The organism is Thermocrinis sp. (assembly GCF_036781485.1).
In the GTDB taxonomy this organism is placed as follows: domain Bacteria; phylum Aquificota; class Aquificia; order Aquificales; family Aquificaceae; genus Thermocrinis.
Map to the genome: position 1 here is coordinate 27271 of NZ_DAIQAX010000007.1, position 16897 is coordinate 44167.

Genomic DNA, 16897 nt, shown 5'->3' on the forward strand with positions numbered 1-16897 from the left:
ATGTTTGGTCTGTTGAGAAAAAAACCAGTTGATAAACTTGTAGAGGTCCTTGGAAGGGAAAAAGTTTCTTTATCTTTGGTAGAGAGAAAGCTTTACTCCTACGATGCTACTCCAATCCCAGTGGAGAGGACTGTGCCTTCTGCCGTAGTTTTTCCCACATGCCAAGAGGACGTGCAAAAACTCGTAAAGGTTTGTTATGAGGAGGATATTCCCATCTTTCCAAGAGGTGCAGGGTCAGGTTTAACTGGCGGTGCGGTGCCTACTTTGGAAAAGGGTGTGGTGGTCTCCTTTGAGAGGATGAACCGTTTTTACGTAGATTTGGATAATGCAACCGCAGTGGTTGAGCCAGGAGTTATAACCTACGATTTTCAACAAGAGGTAGAAAAACTTGGGCTCTTTTATCCACCAGACCCCTCTTCCTTTAAATACTCCACCATAGGCGGAAACATTGCAGAAAATGCGGGTGGCCCAAGGTGTTTGAAGTATGGAGTTACAAGGGAATACGTTTTGGGACTTACCACCGTCATAAAAGAGGGGCACGTTTTAAAAACAGGAAATCCTGTTATAAAGGATGTGGCGGGATACGATCTAACCAAGCTGTTGGTTGGCTCTGAAGGCACCTTAGGACTCATAACATCTGCAGTTCTTAAACTCATACCCAAGCCAAAGGCAAGGGCTACTGCTTTGATAACCTTTAAAGAGCTTGAAAGTGTGGGCAAAGTGGTAACAAAGATCATGACTTCTGGTATATTTCCATCCGCTTTGGAGTTTATGGACAGTTATGCTATAAAGGCCGTGGAAGAATTCAAACCGGTTGGTCTTCCGAAGGATGCGGAGGCACTGCTGCTTATAGAAGTGGATGGCTCGCCCCAAAGTGTGAAGGAGGACATAAACCAAGTGAAAGAACTTGCCAGATCTATGGGGCTGGAGGTTCAAGTGGCAGAAGAGGAAGAAAAAGCTGAAAAGCTCTGGACCGCAAGGAAAAGCTTAGGACCAGCTTTGGGAAATCTAAAAACTGGAAAAATAAACGAGGATGTGGTAGTTCCCAGAATATATTTATCGGAAGCCATAAAAGACTACCGAAAGGTTTCAGAAAAATACGGGCTTTTGATGGTTATCTTTGGGCACATCGGGGATGGGAACCTACACGTAAATTTACTATACGATAAGAAAAACAGGGAAGAAGAAGAAAGGGCAGAAAGGGCTGTGGATGAGGTGTTTGAAATAACGCTTAGGTATAACGGCTCCATTACCGGAGAGCACGGAGTAGGATTAACAAAGCGCAAGTTTCTTGAGAATCAGTTTGGGCCTGTGGGAATGGAAATACTCAGGGAAATTAAAAGGACTTTTGATCCAAAGAACCTTTTCAATCCAGGAAAGGTTATAGCTCTTTAGAGGGACAAAGGTCATAAAGCGGGCACTCTGAGTGTTTAGGCTTCTGAGCAGTGCAGATATACCTTCCAAGAAGTATTAAAAGGTTTGAAAACTTACCCCAGTCTTCTTTTGGAACTATGCCCATAAGCTCCTGCTCTGCCTTTTCGGGCTTTTGTTGTTTGGTAAGCCCCAACCTTTGACTAACTCTCAGAACGTGCCTATCAACTGCTATACCCTCGTTTATGCCAAAGGCGTTATACAAAATCATGTTAGCGGACTTTCTTCCTATACCTGGTAGTTCAGAGAGTTCCTTTAAGCTTTTTGGAACCTCTCCTTTATACTTCTCAACTAGGATCGTGCTTATTTGCTTTATGTACTTTGCCTTGTTGCCGTAAAAGGACACCTTGCTAATGTATTTTTCTATCTCTTCTAAATCTGCCTGTGCAAAGTCTTGGGGAGTTTTAAACCTTTTAAAAAGCTCTTGCGTCACCTCATTGACCTTTGCGTCCCTTTCTTGGGCAGACAGGACAACAGCCACCACCAGCTCAAAGGGTGTGCTGAAGTTTAGCTCCAGTTTGTTTGGAAATACCCTTTCAAGCCTCTCAATGATTTCCTTGACCATAGTCTTTAACCTCCTGCTTGGATAGGGCTAACTCAAATACCTGGTCTAAGTCCCTTACAAAGTGAAAGGTCATCTTCTCCCGCACGTAGGCAGGTAGGTCCTCAAGGACTTCTTCTTTGTTTTTCTCAGGTAAAATGACCTCGTATATACCCGCCCTTTTGGCTGCGAGTATTTTTTCTTTTAGTCCCCCAACGGGTAAAACTCTTCCCCTCAGGGTAATTTCTCCAGTCATTGCCACATCAGATCTTACCGGTGTATTGGTTAGTAGAGAGAGAATGGCAGTAGCTATAGTTATACCAGCGGAAGGACCATCCTTTGGAACTGCCCCTTCCGGCACGTGTATGTGTATGTCCCAGTTTGAAAAGTCCTCTGGGTTTATGCCGTAATCCTCTGCCTTTGACTTTATGTAAGATAGGGCAGCCTGTGCGGATTCTTTCATGACCTCTCCCAAAGAGCCGGTAAGTATCAGCTGGCCCTTTCCCTTAAACTTTGTGGCTTCTATGAGCATGATCTCCCCGCCCACCTCCGTCCAAGCTAAACCTATAGCCAATCCAACCATAGGTGTTTGTTCTCTATCAGTAAATCTTCTGGCCACCCCAAGGAAACCCTTTACATCCTGCGGTTTTACCTCAAAAGGTGGCTTTTCTCCCCTCAGTTTTTTTAGTGCGAGCTTTCTCAAAATTGCTCCGATTTGTCTTTGTAGATTTCTAACACCCGACTCCCTGGTGTATCCTCTTATGACTTCCAGTATAGCATCGTCTCTAAATATAACTTCATCCTTTTTAAATCCATGCATAGGGAGAAGCTTAGGAAGAAGGTGATTTTTTGCGATGAAGACTTTTTCCTCTTCTGAGTATCCAGAGAGCTGGATTACTTCCATCCTGTCCAGCAGTGGTCTTGGGATCGTATCTATCCTGTTGGCAGTGCAAATAAAGAAAACCTCCGATAGGTCAAAGGGAAGGCTTATGTAAAGATCCACAAAGTTTTTGTTCTGTTCTGGATCCAAAACTTCCAAAAGGGCTGCTGCGGGGTCTCCTTGGAAAGAGATGGATATTTTATCCACCTCATCCAATATGATCAGAGGGTTCTTTGTTCCAGCCTGCTTTATAGCCTGTATGATTCTACCAGGCATAGCACCAACGTAAGTTCTTCTGTGTCCTCTTATTTCTGCCTCGTCCCTTATGCCACCCAAGGATATTCTTACAAAATTTTTACCTATGGCTTCTGCTATGGACTTTCCGAGGGATGTTTTACCTACTCCCGGAGGCCCTACAAAGCATAGGATCTGCACCGCAGAGCTTTTACCCTTTGTAAGTTTTTTAACCGCTAAGTATTCTAAAATCCTCTCCTTTACCTTTTCTAAGTTGTAGTGGTCTCTATCAAGGATATTTTTTACCCGGTCCAGATTATACCTGTCTTTGGTTCTTTTGTTCCAAGGGAGCTCCAAAACCCAGTCAAGCCAAGTTCTTATAACTCCAGCTTCCGCAGATTCGGGATGGAGCTTCTCCAGCCTGTTTATCTGTTTTTGGATTTCCTCTTGGGCTTCCTTAGATAGCTTGAGGCTTGCCAACTTCTTTCTGTAATTTTCTATTTCCTCCTTCTTCTCATCTGATTCGCCAAGCTCTTCCTGAATAGCCTTCAGCTGTTGTCTTAAAAAGTATTCCCTCTGCTCTTTTTCTATCCTTTCTCGTGCTACGTTTCTTATCTTAGTCTGTACTTCCAAAATGCCTACCTCGTTGGAAAGGTGCATATACACCAACTTTAGTCTCTCTATTGGGTCTAAGGTTTCCAAGATCTTTTGAGCATCTTGGGATTTGATATCTGAGATAGAAGCCACTAAGTCTGCCAGCTTGCCCGGATCTTCAAGCTCTCTGATTACATACAGCAAATCTGGGATTATCTGCTTTCCCAAAGAAACTGCTTTGTCCAAAAGTTCTTTCACAGAGGACACATAAGCTCTGTCCTCTTTGCCCAGCTCAGACAGGTTTATCTCCTTTTCCTCTATAGGTTCCACCAAAGCCCAATAGTGATCTTCTTTTTTGTAGTAATCTTTAAGCCTTGCCCTCTTTATACCCTGGACTAAGATCTTTAACTTTCCCTCATCCAAAGGCGTGGCTCTTATTACGTGTGCTATAACTCCAAACTCATAAATCCCATCCTTATCTGGTTCCTCAACGTCTTTATTCTTTTGCAAGACCAGAAATAGCAGCCTATCCCTCTTCAGTGCGCTTTCCACAGACTTTATGGAAAAGTCCCTACCCACAAAGAGAGGAACTACCATGGTAGGGAATATTACCAGGTCCCTGAGGGGCATAGCCGGGACTTCAAATTCCACAGAGGGAACTTCTGGCACCTTGAAAAGCTCTTCCATCATCAAGAGGTTAACTCCTCCACAAAGGTTTTTGGATCAAAGTCTTGCAAATCATCTAAGGCTTCTCCCACCCCCAAGAGTTTGACCGGGATCTTTAGCTCTGCACATATGGGCACTAAAGCACCACCTTTGGCAGAGCCATCTAATTTTGTTAAAACGATACCGCTTACTTCTACCGCTTCCTTAAAGACCTTGGCTTGAAATATGGAGTTTTGCCCTATGGTTGCATCCAAAACCAAAAGCGTTTCCGTAGGCTCTTCTGGATAGAACTTTTGAATTACCTGCTTTATTTTTCTGAGCTCTCTTATTAAGGGTTCCTTTGTATGAAGCCTTCCCGCAGTGTCTATCAGCACCACATCATATGCATCCTTACTGGCTTTTTCTAAAGCCTGATACACCACCGATGCTGGGTCTGCCCCTTCCTCTTTATAAACTATATCTGCCCCGCTTCTTTGGGCCCAAACTTGCAACTGCTCTATGGCAGCGGACCTAAAGGTATCTCCAGCGCAGAGTAAAACCTTCTTACCCTGTTTTTTGAACCTATAAGCCAACTTACCTATGGTTGTGGTCTTTCCAGAGCCATTTACGCCTAAGAAAAGATAGACTTTGCCCTCCTTTAGCTCTCCTTTACAATTTGCTAAGTATGCCAAAAGCTTTTCTCTCAGAACAGGTAAAAGCTCCTCCCACGTTTTTATGTTTCTTCTGATGGACTCCTTTCTTAGCTCTTCCATCAGTTCTGTAGCCTTTTTTACTCCCAAGTCAGCCCTTATGAGCTTCTCTTCTAGCTCCTCTAAAAGTTCTTCATCTACCTTTCTACCTGCAAACAGGATTCCAAATTCCAAAACTTCCCTTGTTTTCTTCAGACTCTTTTTTAACTTCTCAAGAAGGCTTTCTTTCTTTACTTCTACCAACCCAAGCTTTTCTTTGAGTTCTAGTATATGATTTTCCAACTGTTCTCTCTCTATCGGATTGGCTAAGGCTAATGCTCTTTCCAAGATCTTGAGGCTCTCCTCTGGTTTGCCTTCCTTTATTAAAATCCCTGCCCTATAAAGACTTTCAAAGTCTCCGACTTTTAGATACTCTTCAACAGCCTTTTGTTTTTCCCCAACCTTTTCATACAAAAGTGCCCTTTCTTTGGCGGTTGCCAAGTTTTTATCGTAATACTCCACCAACTGGTAGGCATAGTAATACTTACCTTCCTCCATGTATAGTTTGAAGAGGATAGGCCTTAGTTCTGGATCTTCTTTAAAGTTTTCAAGTATGTTTATTGCTTTATCTTTTTTACCTTTCTCTATCAGCTTTAGAATAGCAGACTTGTCTCCCTTTTCTGCTAACTTCTCTTCCTCTGATTTTTTCAAAAAACCAAACATTTCACTTCATAGCTTCCACAGCGTTTACTATATCCACAAGCTCATAAGTGATGGATTCCTGCCTTGCCTTGTTGAATATAAGCGTCCAAGTTTTTACAAGATCATCTGCGTTGCGTGTAGCATTGTCCATAGCAACCATACGGGCAAAGTGTTCTGCAGCATTAGATTCAAGCATTGCCCTGTAAAGTTGGTAATTCAAATACAGATCAATAAGTCTGTTTATGAACGTTTCTGCTTCTACCTCAAACTCGTAAATACTATAGTTTTGATCTTTTTGCTCAGGCCTTTCAAAAGGTAAAAACTGCCTAACAATTGGTTTATAATTAACTCTGGTAAGCATTTCATTGTTTATTAAATAGATTCTATCCGTCTCTTTACGTTGATATCTATCTCTTACGAGTGCTCCAACCTCTTTTACCACTTCAAAGTTTATTTCCTTTCTGAACACCTCCTCGTAAGCCTTTAACACTTTGTAGTTTCTTTTTGAGAAATATTGAGCGCCTTTACGACCTACCAGTATTAAGCTAACATCTATGTTTTTGCTGATTTTTTCTTGAATGAGCTCCTCCGCCTTTTTTATAGCGTTGGAATTAAAAGCACCTGCCAATCCTCTATCTGCAGTAACGAGTATTATATCCACCCTTTGCTCCTCTCTAACCTCCAAGAGAGGATGAGTATTCATATCTACACGGGACGCAAGGTTAGAAAGCACTTCATACAACCTCTCAGAGTATGGCCTTGAGGCGTAGATAGCCTCTTGAGCTTTTCTAAGCTTGGCGGCGGAGACAACCTTCATAGCGTTGGTTATTCTTCTGGTGTTCTTAATACCTTGGATCTTCCTCTTTATATCTCTTGGAGACAGTTTGGGCATAATAATTAAATTATAGCATAAACTTTTCTCTAAGGCTTTTCCAAAAGCTCTAACTCGTCCCCCAGCATCTAAAGGAACTAACTTACCCGCAAGGCGCTTTAACTGGATCTTAAGCTAAGTTGGAGAGCTTGGTATTTCTAGAGCAGGGCCACCTCTTTCTTAACAATTTCTTAAAATAAATTATTTATGCTCTTGGGAACATGATAAAGGATGTGGTGCGCTACCAAAATAAGGTAAGTCTATACTTTGATAGTTTAGAGGAAAAAATTCTTTTTTCTAAGATCTTAAAAGGACTGGAGGGCGTGGAGGCTGTGGAGGAAAAGGAACGCACTAAGACCTTGAGAGTGGTATTCAGGAAAGGCTCACCCGCAGACTACTTGCTTAGCCATCTCTCCCCAAAAAGGGAAAGTTCTTTAACCAAGGAGGACCTGTTTTTTTACATAAATCCTTTCCTAAAACATCCAGCCACCAAGTTAGCCTTTTCTGTTTTTACCTTTGGATTCAGCGTGGGTTTGCTAAGTTTTGCTTTGTGTAGTATGTTTATAATACCTACTCTAAAAACTACCTTTTGGAGGTAACAGGATGCTAAACTTTAATCTTCCTTCCACCATTGGAGGATGTCTATCAACCAACATGCTTTTGTATGGTGTGGGTGCTTTGGCGGGTATTGTGGTCTTGGGTAAGCTCCTTAGGGATTCCAGACCTCTCTTAGTCTCTGCCACTAAGGAAGTAATAGCTTTTCAAGAATGGCTATCTGGAAACATTGAGGAGGGTAAAGAGTTTTGGGAAGACGTGGTGGCAGAAGCTAAACATAAATATAAGTTAGAGATAGAGAAAAAGTTAGAGATATTACAAAAGCAGCAAGAAATACTCCAGCGTATAAAAGAAAACCTTTAACAGGAGGAAGTGATATGAACGTAGGAAGTCTTTTAAGCAGGGTTGTGTGTTCAGGACCATTCAGTTTTGCCCTTGGCTTTGGGATTGGCCTTTTGGGTGCCTATCTTCTGCACAGAACGCAGGAAAGCAGGAGAATGCAAGAAACCCAAAGAGAGCTTGAGGCTTTAATAAAGTCCTTGGAAAATAAGTTGCAAGAGAAAAAGGAAGTAGGATAAATGCCCATACCATACAAAATAAAGAGACTAAGACCAGGAAGGCTAAAGATAAACTCTGACCTTTTTAGACTGCTTCATCACCCCCAGGAAAGCCTGCAGGCTTTCTTTGGAAGGTTCGGCGGAGTGAGGTATGCAAAATACGTCAAAGAATCTGGTAATCTGGTAATAGATTATGACCCTGACCAGTTTGACCTCATAGGCTTTTTAAGCTACTTACATACTTCTACCCCCGAAATTTTTTTAGAAGATTTAGAGAGAGAAAAGAAATTAGTGCAACCTACAAGAAAGAGCACCGCCAGTTGGTTTAAGGTCAACTCCCTTGCTATGCTTTTGTATTTAACTCCACTACCGAGAGCTTTGCTAAGCGCGATTACGTTGATGTGTTCTTTGCCAGTTTTTAAAAAAGGGCTAAGGTCTCTGTTTGAAAAGAGATTAGACGTCCATGTGCTTGATTCCTCCGCCATAGTTTTAACCACTCTTTCTGGCAACCCCTTTTCAGCACATCTTATGTCATGGCTACTCTCCCTGGGGGACTATATAGAAGAAAAGATAGAAAAAAAGGCTTACGAAAGTATAGAATCCTTAGTTAGCTACAAAAAAGACAAAGCTTGGTTGGTTGAAGGTGAAAAGATAAAAAAGGTTGATGCAAAAGAACTGAAGGTGGGAGACGTTATAGTTGTCTATGCGGGAGAGAAAATAACGGCGGATGGAGTTGTCCTTGAGGGAGAGGCTTTGGTAAATCAGGCATCTTTGACGGGTGAATCTAACCCTGTGCTAAAGAGCTCTAAGGATAAGGTTTATGCAGGCACCTTTGTGGAAGAGGGCAAGCTATACATACAGGTCTCTGCAGTGGGAGAAGAGACCGTAATCGCTAGTATCGTGAAACTTATAGAGAAGAACATAAAAGAGCCCCTTAGCTTACAGAAAAAGGCTGAAGTTGCGGCCAACAGGTTTGTTCTTCCAACGGTGGGTTTAGGGGTGGGTTCTTACGCCCTTACTCAAGACCTAAACAGGATCGCATCCACGCTGATAATAGACTACCATACAGGTATTCATTTAGCCACTCCGGTAGCAGTTTTGAGCAGTATTTCCTACTTAGCCAGTAAGGGTATAATCGTAAAAAGTGGAAGTAAGTTGGAGCTTTTGGCAAAGGCGGACACCTTTGTGATGGATAAAACAGGCACGCTAACGGTGGGGCATCCTGAAATAATAGACATTTTGGGCTTTGACGTGCCGGAAGAAGAAGTTCTTCTTTATGCCGCTTCTTTGGAGCAGAGGATTACGCACCCTGTAGCGAGGGCTATAGTAAAGTTGGCAAAAGACAGAAATATTGAGCCTCTGCCAAGAAGAGATTCATCCTATCACATAGGATTGGGGATTGAAGGTTATCTTAACGGTGATAAGTTCCTTCTCGGAAGCACAAAGTTTATGCAAAAAAAGAAAATAAAAATAGGTGAAGAAGTAAAACATATGGTAGATAAATTCCATTCGGAAGGAAAGAGCGTGCTTTATCTGGTTAGAAACAAAAGGATAATAGGGCTAATTACCTTTGCAGACCCACTCAGAGAAGAGGCTAAGGATGTAATAAGCGCTCTCACGGAGATGGGTAAAAAGGTTATACTCTGCACTGGAGACAACGAGGGAGTGGCAAGCTACATAGCCAAAAGGTTGAACATCGGCGAGTATTACGGAAGAGCATTTCCAGAGGAAAAGGCAAAAATAGTAGAAAGTCTGAAAAAGGAGGGAAGAACTGTGGCCTTTGTGGGGGATGGAGTCAACGATTCTCCAGCTATAACCGCAGCACACGTGGGCATATCTTTGAGAAGTGGGACAGACATAGCCATAGAGCTTGCGGATATAGTTATAGGAGACAGTCTTTGGCACCTGCTGGATGCGGTGGAAGTGTCCCAAAAGACCATCAGAAAACTTTCAAAGATATACACTATAAACTCTGCTTTAAATACGGTGGGGCTGGTTGGTTCTGTTGCGGGTCTTTTTGGTCCAAGTATTTCTACTCTTATAAACAACGGCTCCACCGTGGTTTTAGGCATGTATGCGCTAAAAAAACCTTAAAAAGGAGGTACAAGCCATGGAAGAAAAGGACCTGCGCCAGGAATTGGAGAGAATTAAGCAAGAGCTGGAGGAGCTCAAGAAAAAGCTTTCTCCTCAAGCAGAAAAGTCCATCACTGAGCTTCCGCAGGAAGTGGCAAAGAAGATAGTAGAAACGGCCTCTGAAGTGGGCAAAGTGGCTATGGAAATAGCGGAAAAAGCCTTTGCTGTGGTTAAAGGTGCTGCAATAGGTGCTGTAGAAGGTGCAAAAAGTGCGCTAAAGGAAGAGAAAAAAGAAGAAGAGAAGGAACAGAGTAAGGAATGATAATTCTTATAAGAACCAGAAGTGGCAGATACATCAACGCTTATCACACCATAGCTTTGTCCATAGAAGAATCTAGAATAGAGATTGAGGGTAAAAGGGAGAGGGTATACAACCTTGTAGCTCACCTCTCCCAACCCTTACTGCCTGCTGTGCTTGGTATATACGCTTCAGAGGAGCTTGCTCAGGAGGCACTCAGAAAGTTAGTTCAGGATCTATCAAAGGGAGAGAGTATAATTGAAGTTGAGAGCCAATTCTGAGGAAATAAAGATAAGGCTTAGAAAGTTAGCTCACGACTTAGAGGAGGTTCATAAAGATGTGTTAAATAACATAGTACCCGCAGTTCTGGTTGTTATCCACATTCCAGAAACAGGGGAAAAGATGTCCTTTATTGTGGGAGAAGGGAGCATAAAAGAGAGTTCACCTACTGATAACGTGAAAGATAAAATATTCATCAACTACAGGGACTTTTTCCACGTGCTTGAAAAACCTCAGAGAATCGTTAACTATCTTTTGAAGGGTAGGGTTAAGATTGAAGGGGACTTCAAAAGGGTGGTAAATACACTTTCAAGCTTTCTGTAAAAGGTTTCTTTTTTTCAAAATATTCTGTTTAAAGCACGTATGATTAAATTTTCAAGGATACCACCTATAGCAAAGGATTCTATGAGTATGGTTCTGTCTTTTTCTGTTAGGAAAGTGTCTCTCTCCCTTTTTCTCTTACGCTCGGTCTTCCTTAACGTCCTTTCATAGAGCTGCTTATTTCTCTCTATATCTTTTAGTAGTTTTTCGATGCGAACTTTTTCCATCTTCTCCACCATTTGGTTATATTTTGACAATTTGTTGTTAAGAAATTGTTAAGAAATACCTATTACGCCTAAGAAGCTTTACAGGATAGGGGAGACCCACGTAAAGATAGGGCTTCCCCCACACTATGTGCAGGCATCAATGAATTTTGTAATTGGGGCACTTGCCAGAAATTAATAGAATAATTATTTTTCTTATAGTTTTGGATAATCTATGAGATCTGGCTTAATTCTCTATGCAATATCGGAACTTTTAAGTAAAGAGATTAAACATATAAAAGGTTCACCTCTCAGTTTAAAGGTTTTTGTAGGAGTGGCTCTTGCAGCCGTCATAAGAAAGGTGCTGGTAACCTCTTTATCCCCAGAAAAAGTCCAGGAGCTCATAAATTTATCCTTTGTAATCCTATCCTTAGGTATAGTTTTTGGCTAATATACAAGGTTGAATCAAGAACTTAGAAAGGGTTTTATAATTAATAACTCAGTGCACACAACACCGTTCTATGGCATACACAAGAGCATTAACGCTAAATTTACGGAGTTTGCGAGCTATTCTATGCCCTTATACTACTCTTCTATAGTTGAAGAAACCTTAGCGGTAAGAAACTTTGTAGGCGTTTTTGACGTTTCCCATATGGGAAGAATATGGGTTAGGGGCACAGGTGTTAAGCAAAAGCTGGATTTTCTGACAACAAATTCCTTGGAAAAGCTCCGCAGTGGAAAGGTTCAGTATAACTTGCTTACAAACGAAAAGGGGGGGATAAAAGATGATGTAACTATATACATGATTGAAGAAGATGAGTACTTTCTGTGCGTTAATTCTGCCAACAGGCAAAAGGTAATAGACTGGTTTTTGTCTTGGGACATACCAGTGGAAGATTGGACCTTCCAAAGTGTTCAAATAGCCCTTCAGGGTAAAGAAGCAGAGGCAAAGATAAGCAAGTTCTTTGAAGTTAAGGACATGAAAAGATATAACTTTCTCAGGGACAAAGATTTAATAGTGTCTCGCACAGGATACACTGGAGAGGATGGATTTGAGATATACGCTCCTACGGAGGTTGGCAAAGAGATATTTTTAGAGCTTATCAAAGATGTAATGCCTTGTGGTCTTGGTGCAAGAGATGTGCTAAGAATAGAAGCGGGCTTTCCCCTCTACGGACATGAAATATCCGAGGATATATCTCCACTTTCTGCAAACTTAGACCGGTTTGTAAGTAAAGATAAAGAATTTATAGGAAAGAAGGCTATGTTTGAAAAAGAAGTAAAAAGAAAGCTCTTTGGTTTGGAAATGTTGGAAAAAGGAGTGCCAAGGGAGGGGTATGAAATATACTACAATGGCAAGGCTATAGGGGTGGTCTCCAGTGGAACCTTTTCTCCCACAAGCAAAAAAGGAATAGCTCTGTGCTTTGTGGATATAGAGCACAGGTTGGAGGGAAAGGAAGTATATATCTCAATCAGAGGGAAATTCCATAGAGCGAGACTGAGGAGTTATCCTTTTGTATGATGAATACCAGCTATTCTAAACTCCTGAGAAAGGTAATCACACTCCAAAGGAGAGAAAATCTTATCCCGCCAGAGAGCTCAATCCTTATAGGTTTTTCTGGAGGTATAGACTCTTCCTGCTTGGCTGTGGCTATGCTCAAGCTAAGAGAATTTTTTAAACTCAAAAAAATAGCTCTTTTGCACGTAAATCATATGATAAGAGGGGAAGAATCATACAGGGATGAAGAGTTTGCTAAAAGCTTTGCTCAAAAGCTCTCCCTTGAGATTTTTATAAAACGAGTGGATGTTCCAAAGATAGCTAAGGAAAAAGGAGAAAACATTGAAGCTTGCGCAAGAGAAGAAAGATATAGAGTGTTTGAAGAGGTCAGAAGAGAAGAAAACTTTGATTTTGTAGCTACCGCTCACCATCTGGGGGATCTGGTAGAAACTATACTTCTCTGGCTAACAAGGGGCACGGGACTTGAGGGTCTCTTGGGCTTTGAACCAAAGGAAGGCTACATAGTAAGACCGCTCTACCTTGCTACAAGAGAAGATATAAAGGATTTTGCAAAAAAGGAAGGCATTCAATGGGTTGAAGACAGCACAAACTACGACCTATCTTATACGAGAAATCTCATAAGACACAGAGTTATACCGGAGCTTAAAAAGATAAACAAAAACTTAGAAGAAACACTACTTAGGATGAGAGAAGTTCTAAAGGAAGAAAATAGGCTTTTAAACGAGCTAACCGCTGGGGCTATTGAAAAAGTGAGAAAGGAAGGAAGAAAGGCTTTTTTGGAGCTTGATCCAGCTATTCAAAGGCGTGTAGTGGTCCAGCTTTATGGCATTAAAAACTTCAAAGAGGTAAGCAAAATCATAAACAGGATAAAAAAAGGTGATAAATTATAAGTAAGTAATCACTTTTTAGGAGGTTTGCTATGTTGAGCATAACCGAATACCTAACGGAAGAGCATAGGGAGTGTGATGGCCTTTATGCAGAAGTAGAAAAGCTAATAAGGGAAGGAAAGTGGGAAGAAGGGGAGAGAGCCTTTGAGGAGTTCAAAAATGAAACACTAAAGCACTTTGAGAGGGAAGAGGCGGTGCTCTTTCCAGAGTTTGAGGGTAGAACGGGCATAGTGATGGGTCCAACACAGGTGATGCGCATGGAACACGCCCAGGCAAGGGAGCTTATTGAAAGGATGGAAAGAGCTTTAAAAAACAGAAATAGAGAGGAGTTTCTATCCATAGGAGACACTTTTATGATCCTGATCCAACAGCACAATCTAAAGGAAGAGCAAATACTCTATCCTATGTGTGATCAGCATCTGGATGTCTCAGAGATGATCCAGAAGATGGAAAGCGTATGAGAGGTTTGTCCGTCCATCAGGCACCACCTTTTTTAATCGTTGCCCTTCATTTCTTAACTGCTTGTATCTTCTGGCTAATCTCATCCTTCCTTGAGCTTTACCTCCTTTTCAGAAAGGAGCTTAACCTCCCTCTTTTGGTCCATACTTACCTTCTTGGCTTTGCTCTGATTACGATGTTCGGCGCACTATTTCAAATGCTCCCTGTGGTTGCTGGAGCGGTTATAAAGGATCCGTTAAAAAAAGCCCTGCTTTCCTACTTGCTTTTACTTCCTTCTGTTCTTCTGTTCTTAGTTGGTTTTTTAAAAAAAGACAGAAGCATCTTACACTTCGGAGCTACAGCACTGCTTATAAGTATTCTATTGACCTCTTCCCTAATGATGTATCATCTTTTACCAAAGAAAAGCTTTCTACCAGCGGTTAGAGGTTTTAAGTTCAGCCTGAGTTTTCTTCTTGCAGGCACTCTTTTTGGATACTTATTTCTCCTTTTTGGAGAACCTGCCTTTTTTAAATTTCACTACTCCTTTGTGCTTTGGGGCTGGGTAGGTGGTTTGATAGTCAGTGTTTCCTTTCAGGTAATAGAGACTTTCTACACAACTCCGCCCTATCCAAAATACTTAGCTTGGTATTTTCATCTCCTTTTGCTCTTATCCTTACTCGTGTTCCAGCTTGGGGAGGAGAGTGTGTATAAGCTACCTATCTGTATTCTTTATACAGCCTATGCTTTTACGACCATCTATTTACTTCTAAAGAGCAAGAGAAAAGTTTTGGAATATACGCCAAAATTCTGGCTCTTGGGTATGATCCTTTTGTTGTCGGCGTGCTATCTTTTTCTGATAGGCAAGTTCATCCCCTTTTTACTTGCCTTTGGCTTGTTCTTTAGTGCAATAATAGTTGGTATGATGCAAAGGATCATTCCTTTCTTGGTGTGGTTTCATCTGAGCGGTTTTGGTATAAAGAGTGCGCCTTTGATGTTTGAAATACTTCCACCCCTTAGGCAAGGGATAACCTTTTACAGCTTTTTAGCTCTATGCCTTTCCCTTCCCTTAGGCTTTCTTTCAAAGGACCTTTTGTTTATTCCCATCTTTTTCCACTTTTTAACCGCAAGCGTGCTGTTTTTTAACATAATAGGCGGAGTAAAGGTATATCTTAAGAATAGATGAAGTTTTTTCATTTTTTCAGAGAAAGGGGTGGAATTTTGAAGGCTTTGAACCTGTGGGATTGGTATGAGTCTTTGGAACCAAAGTGGCAAAAAAAGGTTAAGTATTACTTTTCTCTCAAGACGATAAAAAGTCTAAATTTTCCATACAGGGCAAGGGACTTTGACAGTGGAGAGGTGCAGACTGCTTATACGAAAAGAACTTTCTTGGGTAGCTTAGCTCAAACTGCGCTTTTAGAGAGGGATTTTGAAACTGCAGAGTGGTTATATCTTCAGGCACTGAATCAAGAAGGCACCGCTTACGAAGAACATCTTATCCTAAACGACCTTTTGCTCCTTTACCAAAAACGGAAGGACTTTGAAAAGATGGAGCAAATAGCCAAAAGGGACGTGGAACTCTTTCCAGAGTATGTGGAAGAGTTGAAAAAGAGAAACAACGATCAGATCCCACAGATATACTCCTTTGAGCTTTTGGTTTACCTTTTTGAAAGAAAAGGGGATACTCCATCCGCTTTGGAGTGCGTAAAGAAGATGAAAAGTCTTGGCATTCCTTATCCTCAAGAAGAGGAAGTTTTGAAGAGACTTTTGGTAAAATAGATAAACTCTCATGGGATTTAGCTGTGGTATAGTTGGACTTCCCAACGTGGGGAAATCAACGCTCTTTAATGCCCTCTTGCAGTCTGCAAAGGCCCAATCTGCCAACTATCCTTTTTGCACCATAGAACCTAACGTGGGTGTGGTGGAAGTCCCAGACGAAAGACTATACCACATAGCTCAGAAAGAAAAGTCAAGAAAGATCACGCCCACCTTCATAGAATTTTGGGACATTGCAGGTTTGGTAAGAAACGCCAGTAAAGGAGAAGGCTTGGGAAACCAGTTTTTATCACACATAAGGGAAGTGGACGCCATAGTTCAGGTTCTAAGATGTTTTGAAGATCCAGAGGTGGTACATGTGGAAGGGGAAGTGAATCCCATAAGGGACGCTCAGATTATAGACCTGGAGCTCATAGCAAAGGACTTGGAGGTAGTAGAAAGAAGGTTAGAAAAGGTGCAAAAAATGGCAAGGCTTGGAGACAAGAACGTTAAAGAGGAGCTTGAACATTTAGAAAAGATTAAAGCTATTCTTGACAGTATGGAACCTTTAAGAAGACATCTTAAGGACCTTGGAGAGGAAACAGTAGAGTACGCAAAAAAGACACTCTTTTTGCTTTCTTTAAAACCCACTATGTATGTTGCAAATGTAGGGGAAAAGGACCTTCCGGAAGGAAACAGCTGGTCTGAACAAGTGAAGGCTTACGCCCAAAAAGAGTCTGCCCCTGTGGTGGTTATGTGCGCTAAGATAGAGGCAGAGCTCATTGGGTTAGAGAGGGAAGAAAAGCTTGAGCTTTTAAAGGCTTACGGCCTTGAAGAGCCGGGGCTAAACAAGCTTATAAGAGAAGGATACAAACTGCTTGGTTTGATAACGTTCTTTACAGCTGGGGAAAAGGAAACAAGGGCTTGGACAATAAAAAAAGGCACAAAGGCACCTCAAGCAGCTGGAAAGATCCACTCGGACATAGAAAGGGGTTTTATAGCGGCGGAGGTCATAAACTACGAAGAGTATAAAAAAGTTCCCTCTTTGGCAAAGGCCAAGGAGCTGGGCTTGGTGAGGCTGGAGGGCAAAGACTATGTAGTCCAAGACGGAGACATAATCTACTTTAGGTTTAACGTGTGAAAACTAATTTTATTCCTCTAAATCCAGCTGGTTGTAAACTGCAAAAATGTTAGCGTTGTGAAACTCTCTGTACATGACGTAGTTAGAAAAAGGATTGTTCTGAAGAGCTTGCTTTATATCATCCAAAGACTTTCCTTCTTCTTTCATCTTCTTTATGTTTTCCCTTAAGTAGCTTAGATACCTGCAAGTATCCTCCACACTATCCTTCTTAAGTGGCTCATTGTGACCTGCCAGTAGGACCTCCGCATCAAAGCCCTTTATTACCTCCAAAGCTCTGAGCCAACCGC

At 41.6% G+C, this 16897-nt stretch carries 20 protein-coding genes and 1 pseudogene; 15 read left to right on the forward strand and 6 right to left on the reverse strand.

The window, feature by feature from the left end; all coding sequences use genetic code 11:
• The coding region (locus V7P40_RS05195; protein ID WP_333784916.1) for an FAD-linked oxidase C-terminal domain-containing protein at positions 1–1395 on the forward strand (1395 nt) is incomplete at its 5' end.
• Here the strand turns inward: V7P40_RS05195 and nth are convergent.
• Genes nth through V7P40_RS05215 form a run of 4 tightly spaced genes read right to left on the reverse strand, consistent with a single transcriptional unit; the run spans position 1382 to position 6608 of the window.
• Positions 1382–1996, reverse strand: coding sequence for an endonuclease III (nth, locus tag V7P40_RS05200; RefSeq protein WP_333784917.1), 615 nt, complete (start codon positions 1994–1996; stop codon positions 1382–1384). The two genes, V7P40_RS05195 and nth, sit on opposite strands and share 14 nt — an antisense overlap.
• Positions 1977–4367 (reverse strand): endopeptidase La, encoded by a 2391-nt coding sequence (lon, locus tag V7P40_RS05205; RefSeq protein WP_333784956.1) that lies wholly within the window; start codon positions 4365–4367, stop codon positions 1977–1979. Before lon ends, nth begins: the two co-directional genes overlap by 20 nt.
• 2 nt (positions 4368–4369) lie before the next feature.
• Positions 4370–5737 (reverse strand): signal recognition particle-docking protein FtsY, encoded by a 1368-nt coding sequence (ftsY, locus tag V7P40_RS05210; protein WP_333784918.1) that lies wholly within the window; start codon positions 5735–5737, stop codon positions 4370–4372.
• 1 nt (position 5738) lies between these two features.
• The gene (locus V7P40_RS05215; protein ID WP_333784919.1) at positions 5739–6608 is read right to left on the reverse strand and encodes a F0F1 ATP synthase subunit gamma; all 870 of its coding nucleotides are present in this window, start codon (positions 6606–6608) and stop codon (positions 5739–5741) included.
• Between the two features lie 200 nt (positions 6609–6808).
• Between V7P40_RS05215 and V7P40_RS05220 the strand changes: the two genes are divergently transcribed.
• The 7 genes from V7P40_RS05220 to V7P40_RS05250 are packed head-to-tail and all read left to right on the forward strand — an operon-like array spanning position 6809 to position 10673.
• A complete protein-coding gene (locus V7P40_RS05220; protein ID WP_333784920.1) occupies positions 6809–7186 on the forward strand; it encodes a hypothetical protein in 378 nt (125 codons plus the stop codon).
• A gap of 4 nt (positions 7187–7190) precedes the next feature.
• On the forward strand, positions 7191–7505 hold the full coding sequence (locus V7P40_RS05225) for a hypothetical protein (RefSeq protein WP_333784921.1): 315 nt from the start codon (positions 7191–7193) through the stop codon (positions 7503–7505).
• Positions 7506–7519: 14 nt separating this feature from the next.
• A complete protein-coding gene (locus tag V7P40_RS05230; RefSeq protein WP_333784922.1) occupies positions 7520–7720 on the forward strand; it encodes a hypothetical protein in 201 nt (66 codons plus the stop codon).
• Positions 7721–9793: a heavy metal translocating P-type ATPase gene (locus V7P40_RS05235; RefSeq protein ID WP_333784923.1), complete on the forward strand. Its 2073-nt coding sequence runs from the start codon at positions 7721–7723 to the stop codon at positions 9791–9793.
• Positions 9794–9809: 16 nt separating this feature from the next.
• The gene (locus tag V7P40_RS05240; RefSeq protein WP_333784924.1) at positions 9810–10094 is read left to right on the forward strand and encodes a hypothetical protein; all 285 of its coding nucleotides are present in this window, start codon (positions 9810–9812) and stop codon (positions 10092–10094) included.
• On the forward strand, positions 10091–10351 hold the full coding sequence (locus tag V7P40_RS05245; protein WP_333784925.1) for a hypothetical protein: 261 nt from the start codon (positions 10091–10093) through the stop codon (positions 10349–10351). Before V7P40_RS05240 ends, V7P40_RS05245 begins: the two co-directional genes overlap by 4 nt.
• Entirely contained in the window at positions 10329–10673 is a 345-nt protein-coding gene (locus tag V7P40_RS05250) for a hypothetical protein (protein WP_333784926.1), read from the forward strand. Before V7P40_RS05245 ends, V7P40_RS05250 begins: the two co-directional genes overlap by 23 nt.
• Positions 10674–10687: 14 nt before the next feature.
• On the opposite strand, the gene V7P40_RS05255 is transcribed toward V7P40_RS05250, so the two are convergent.
• Positions 10688–10897 (reverse strand): hypothetical protein, encoded by a 210-nt coding sequence (locus V7P40_RS05255; protein ID WP_333784927.1) that lies wholly within the window; start codon positions 10895–10897, stop codon positions 10688–10690.
• Between the two features lie 211 nt (positions 10898–11108).
• Here V7P40_RS05255 and V7P40_RS05260 point away from each other — a divergent pair, with 211 nt between their 5' ends.
• The 7 genes from V7P40_RS05260 to ychF are packed head-to-tail and all read left to right on the forward strand — an operon-like array spanning position 11109 to position 16610.
• On the forward strand, positions 11109–11324 hold the full coding sequence (locus V7P40_RS05260) for a phosphate-starvation-inducible PsiE family protein (protein WP_333784928.1): 216 nt from the start codon (positions 11109–11111) through the stop codon (positions 11322–11324).
• A 51-nt stretch (positions 11325–11375) separates the two neighbouring features.
• Entirely contained in the window at positions 11376–12395 is a 1020-nt protein-coding gene (gcvT, locus tag V7P40_RS05265) for a glycine cleavage system aminomethyltransferase GcvT (RefSeq protein WP_333784929.1), read from the forward strand.
• Positions 12392–13282 (forward strand): tRNA lysidine(34) synthetase TilS, encoded by an 891-nt coding sequence (tilS, locus tag V7P40_RS05270; RefSeq protein ID WP_333784930.1) that lies wholly within the window; start codon positions 12392–12394, stop codon positions 13280–13282. Before gcvT ends, tilS begins: the two co-directional genes overlap by 4 nt.
• 29 nt (positions 13283–13311) lie before the next feature.
• Entirely contained in the window at positions 13312–13740 is a 429-nt protein-coding gene (locus V7P40_RS05275; RefSeq protein ID WP_333784931.1) for a hemerythrin domain-containing protein, read from the forward strand.
• Positions 13737–14900 (forward strand): hypothetical protein, encoded by a 1164-nt coding sequence (locus tag V7P40_RS05280; protein ID WP_333784932.1) that lies wholly within the window; start codon positions 13737–13739, stop codon positions 14898–14900. The genes V7P40_RS05275 and V7P40_RS05280 overlap by 4 nt, the downstream gene beginning before the upstream one ends.
• Positions 14897–15493: a hypothetical protein gene (locus V7P40_RS05285; protein ID WP_333784933.1), complete on the forward strand. Its 597-nt coding sequence runs from the start codon at positions 14897–14899 to the stop codon at positions 15491–15493. Before V7P40_RS05280 ends, V7P40_RS05285 begins: the two co-directional genes overlap by 4 nt.
• 10 nt (positions 15494–15503) lie before the next feature.
• A complete protein-coding gene (ychF, locus tag V7P40_RS05290) occupies positions 15504–16610 on the forward strand; it encodes a redox-regulated ATPase YchF (RefSeq protein WP_333784934.1) in 1107 nt (368 codons plus the stop codon).
• Between the two features lie 9 nt (positions 16611–16619).
• Here ychF and V7P40_RS05295 read toward each other — a convergent pair.
• Positions 16620–16897 (reverse strand): annotated as a pseudogene (locus V7P40_RS05295) (MBL fold metallo-hydrolase); the annotation flags it as partial.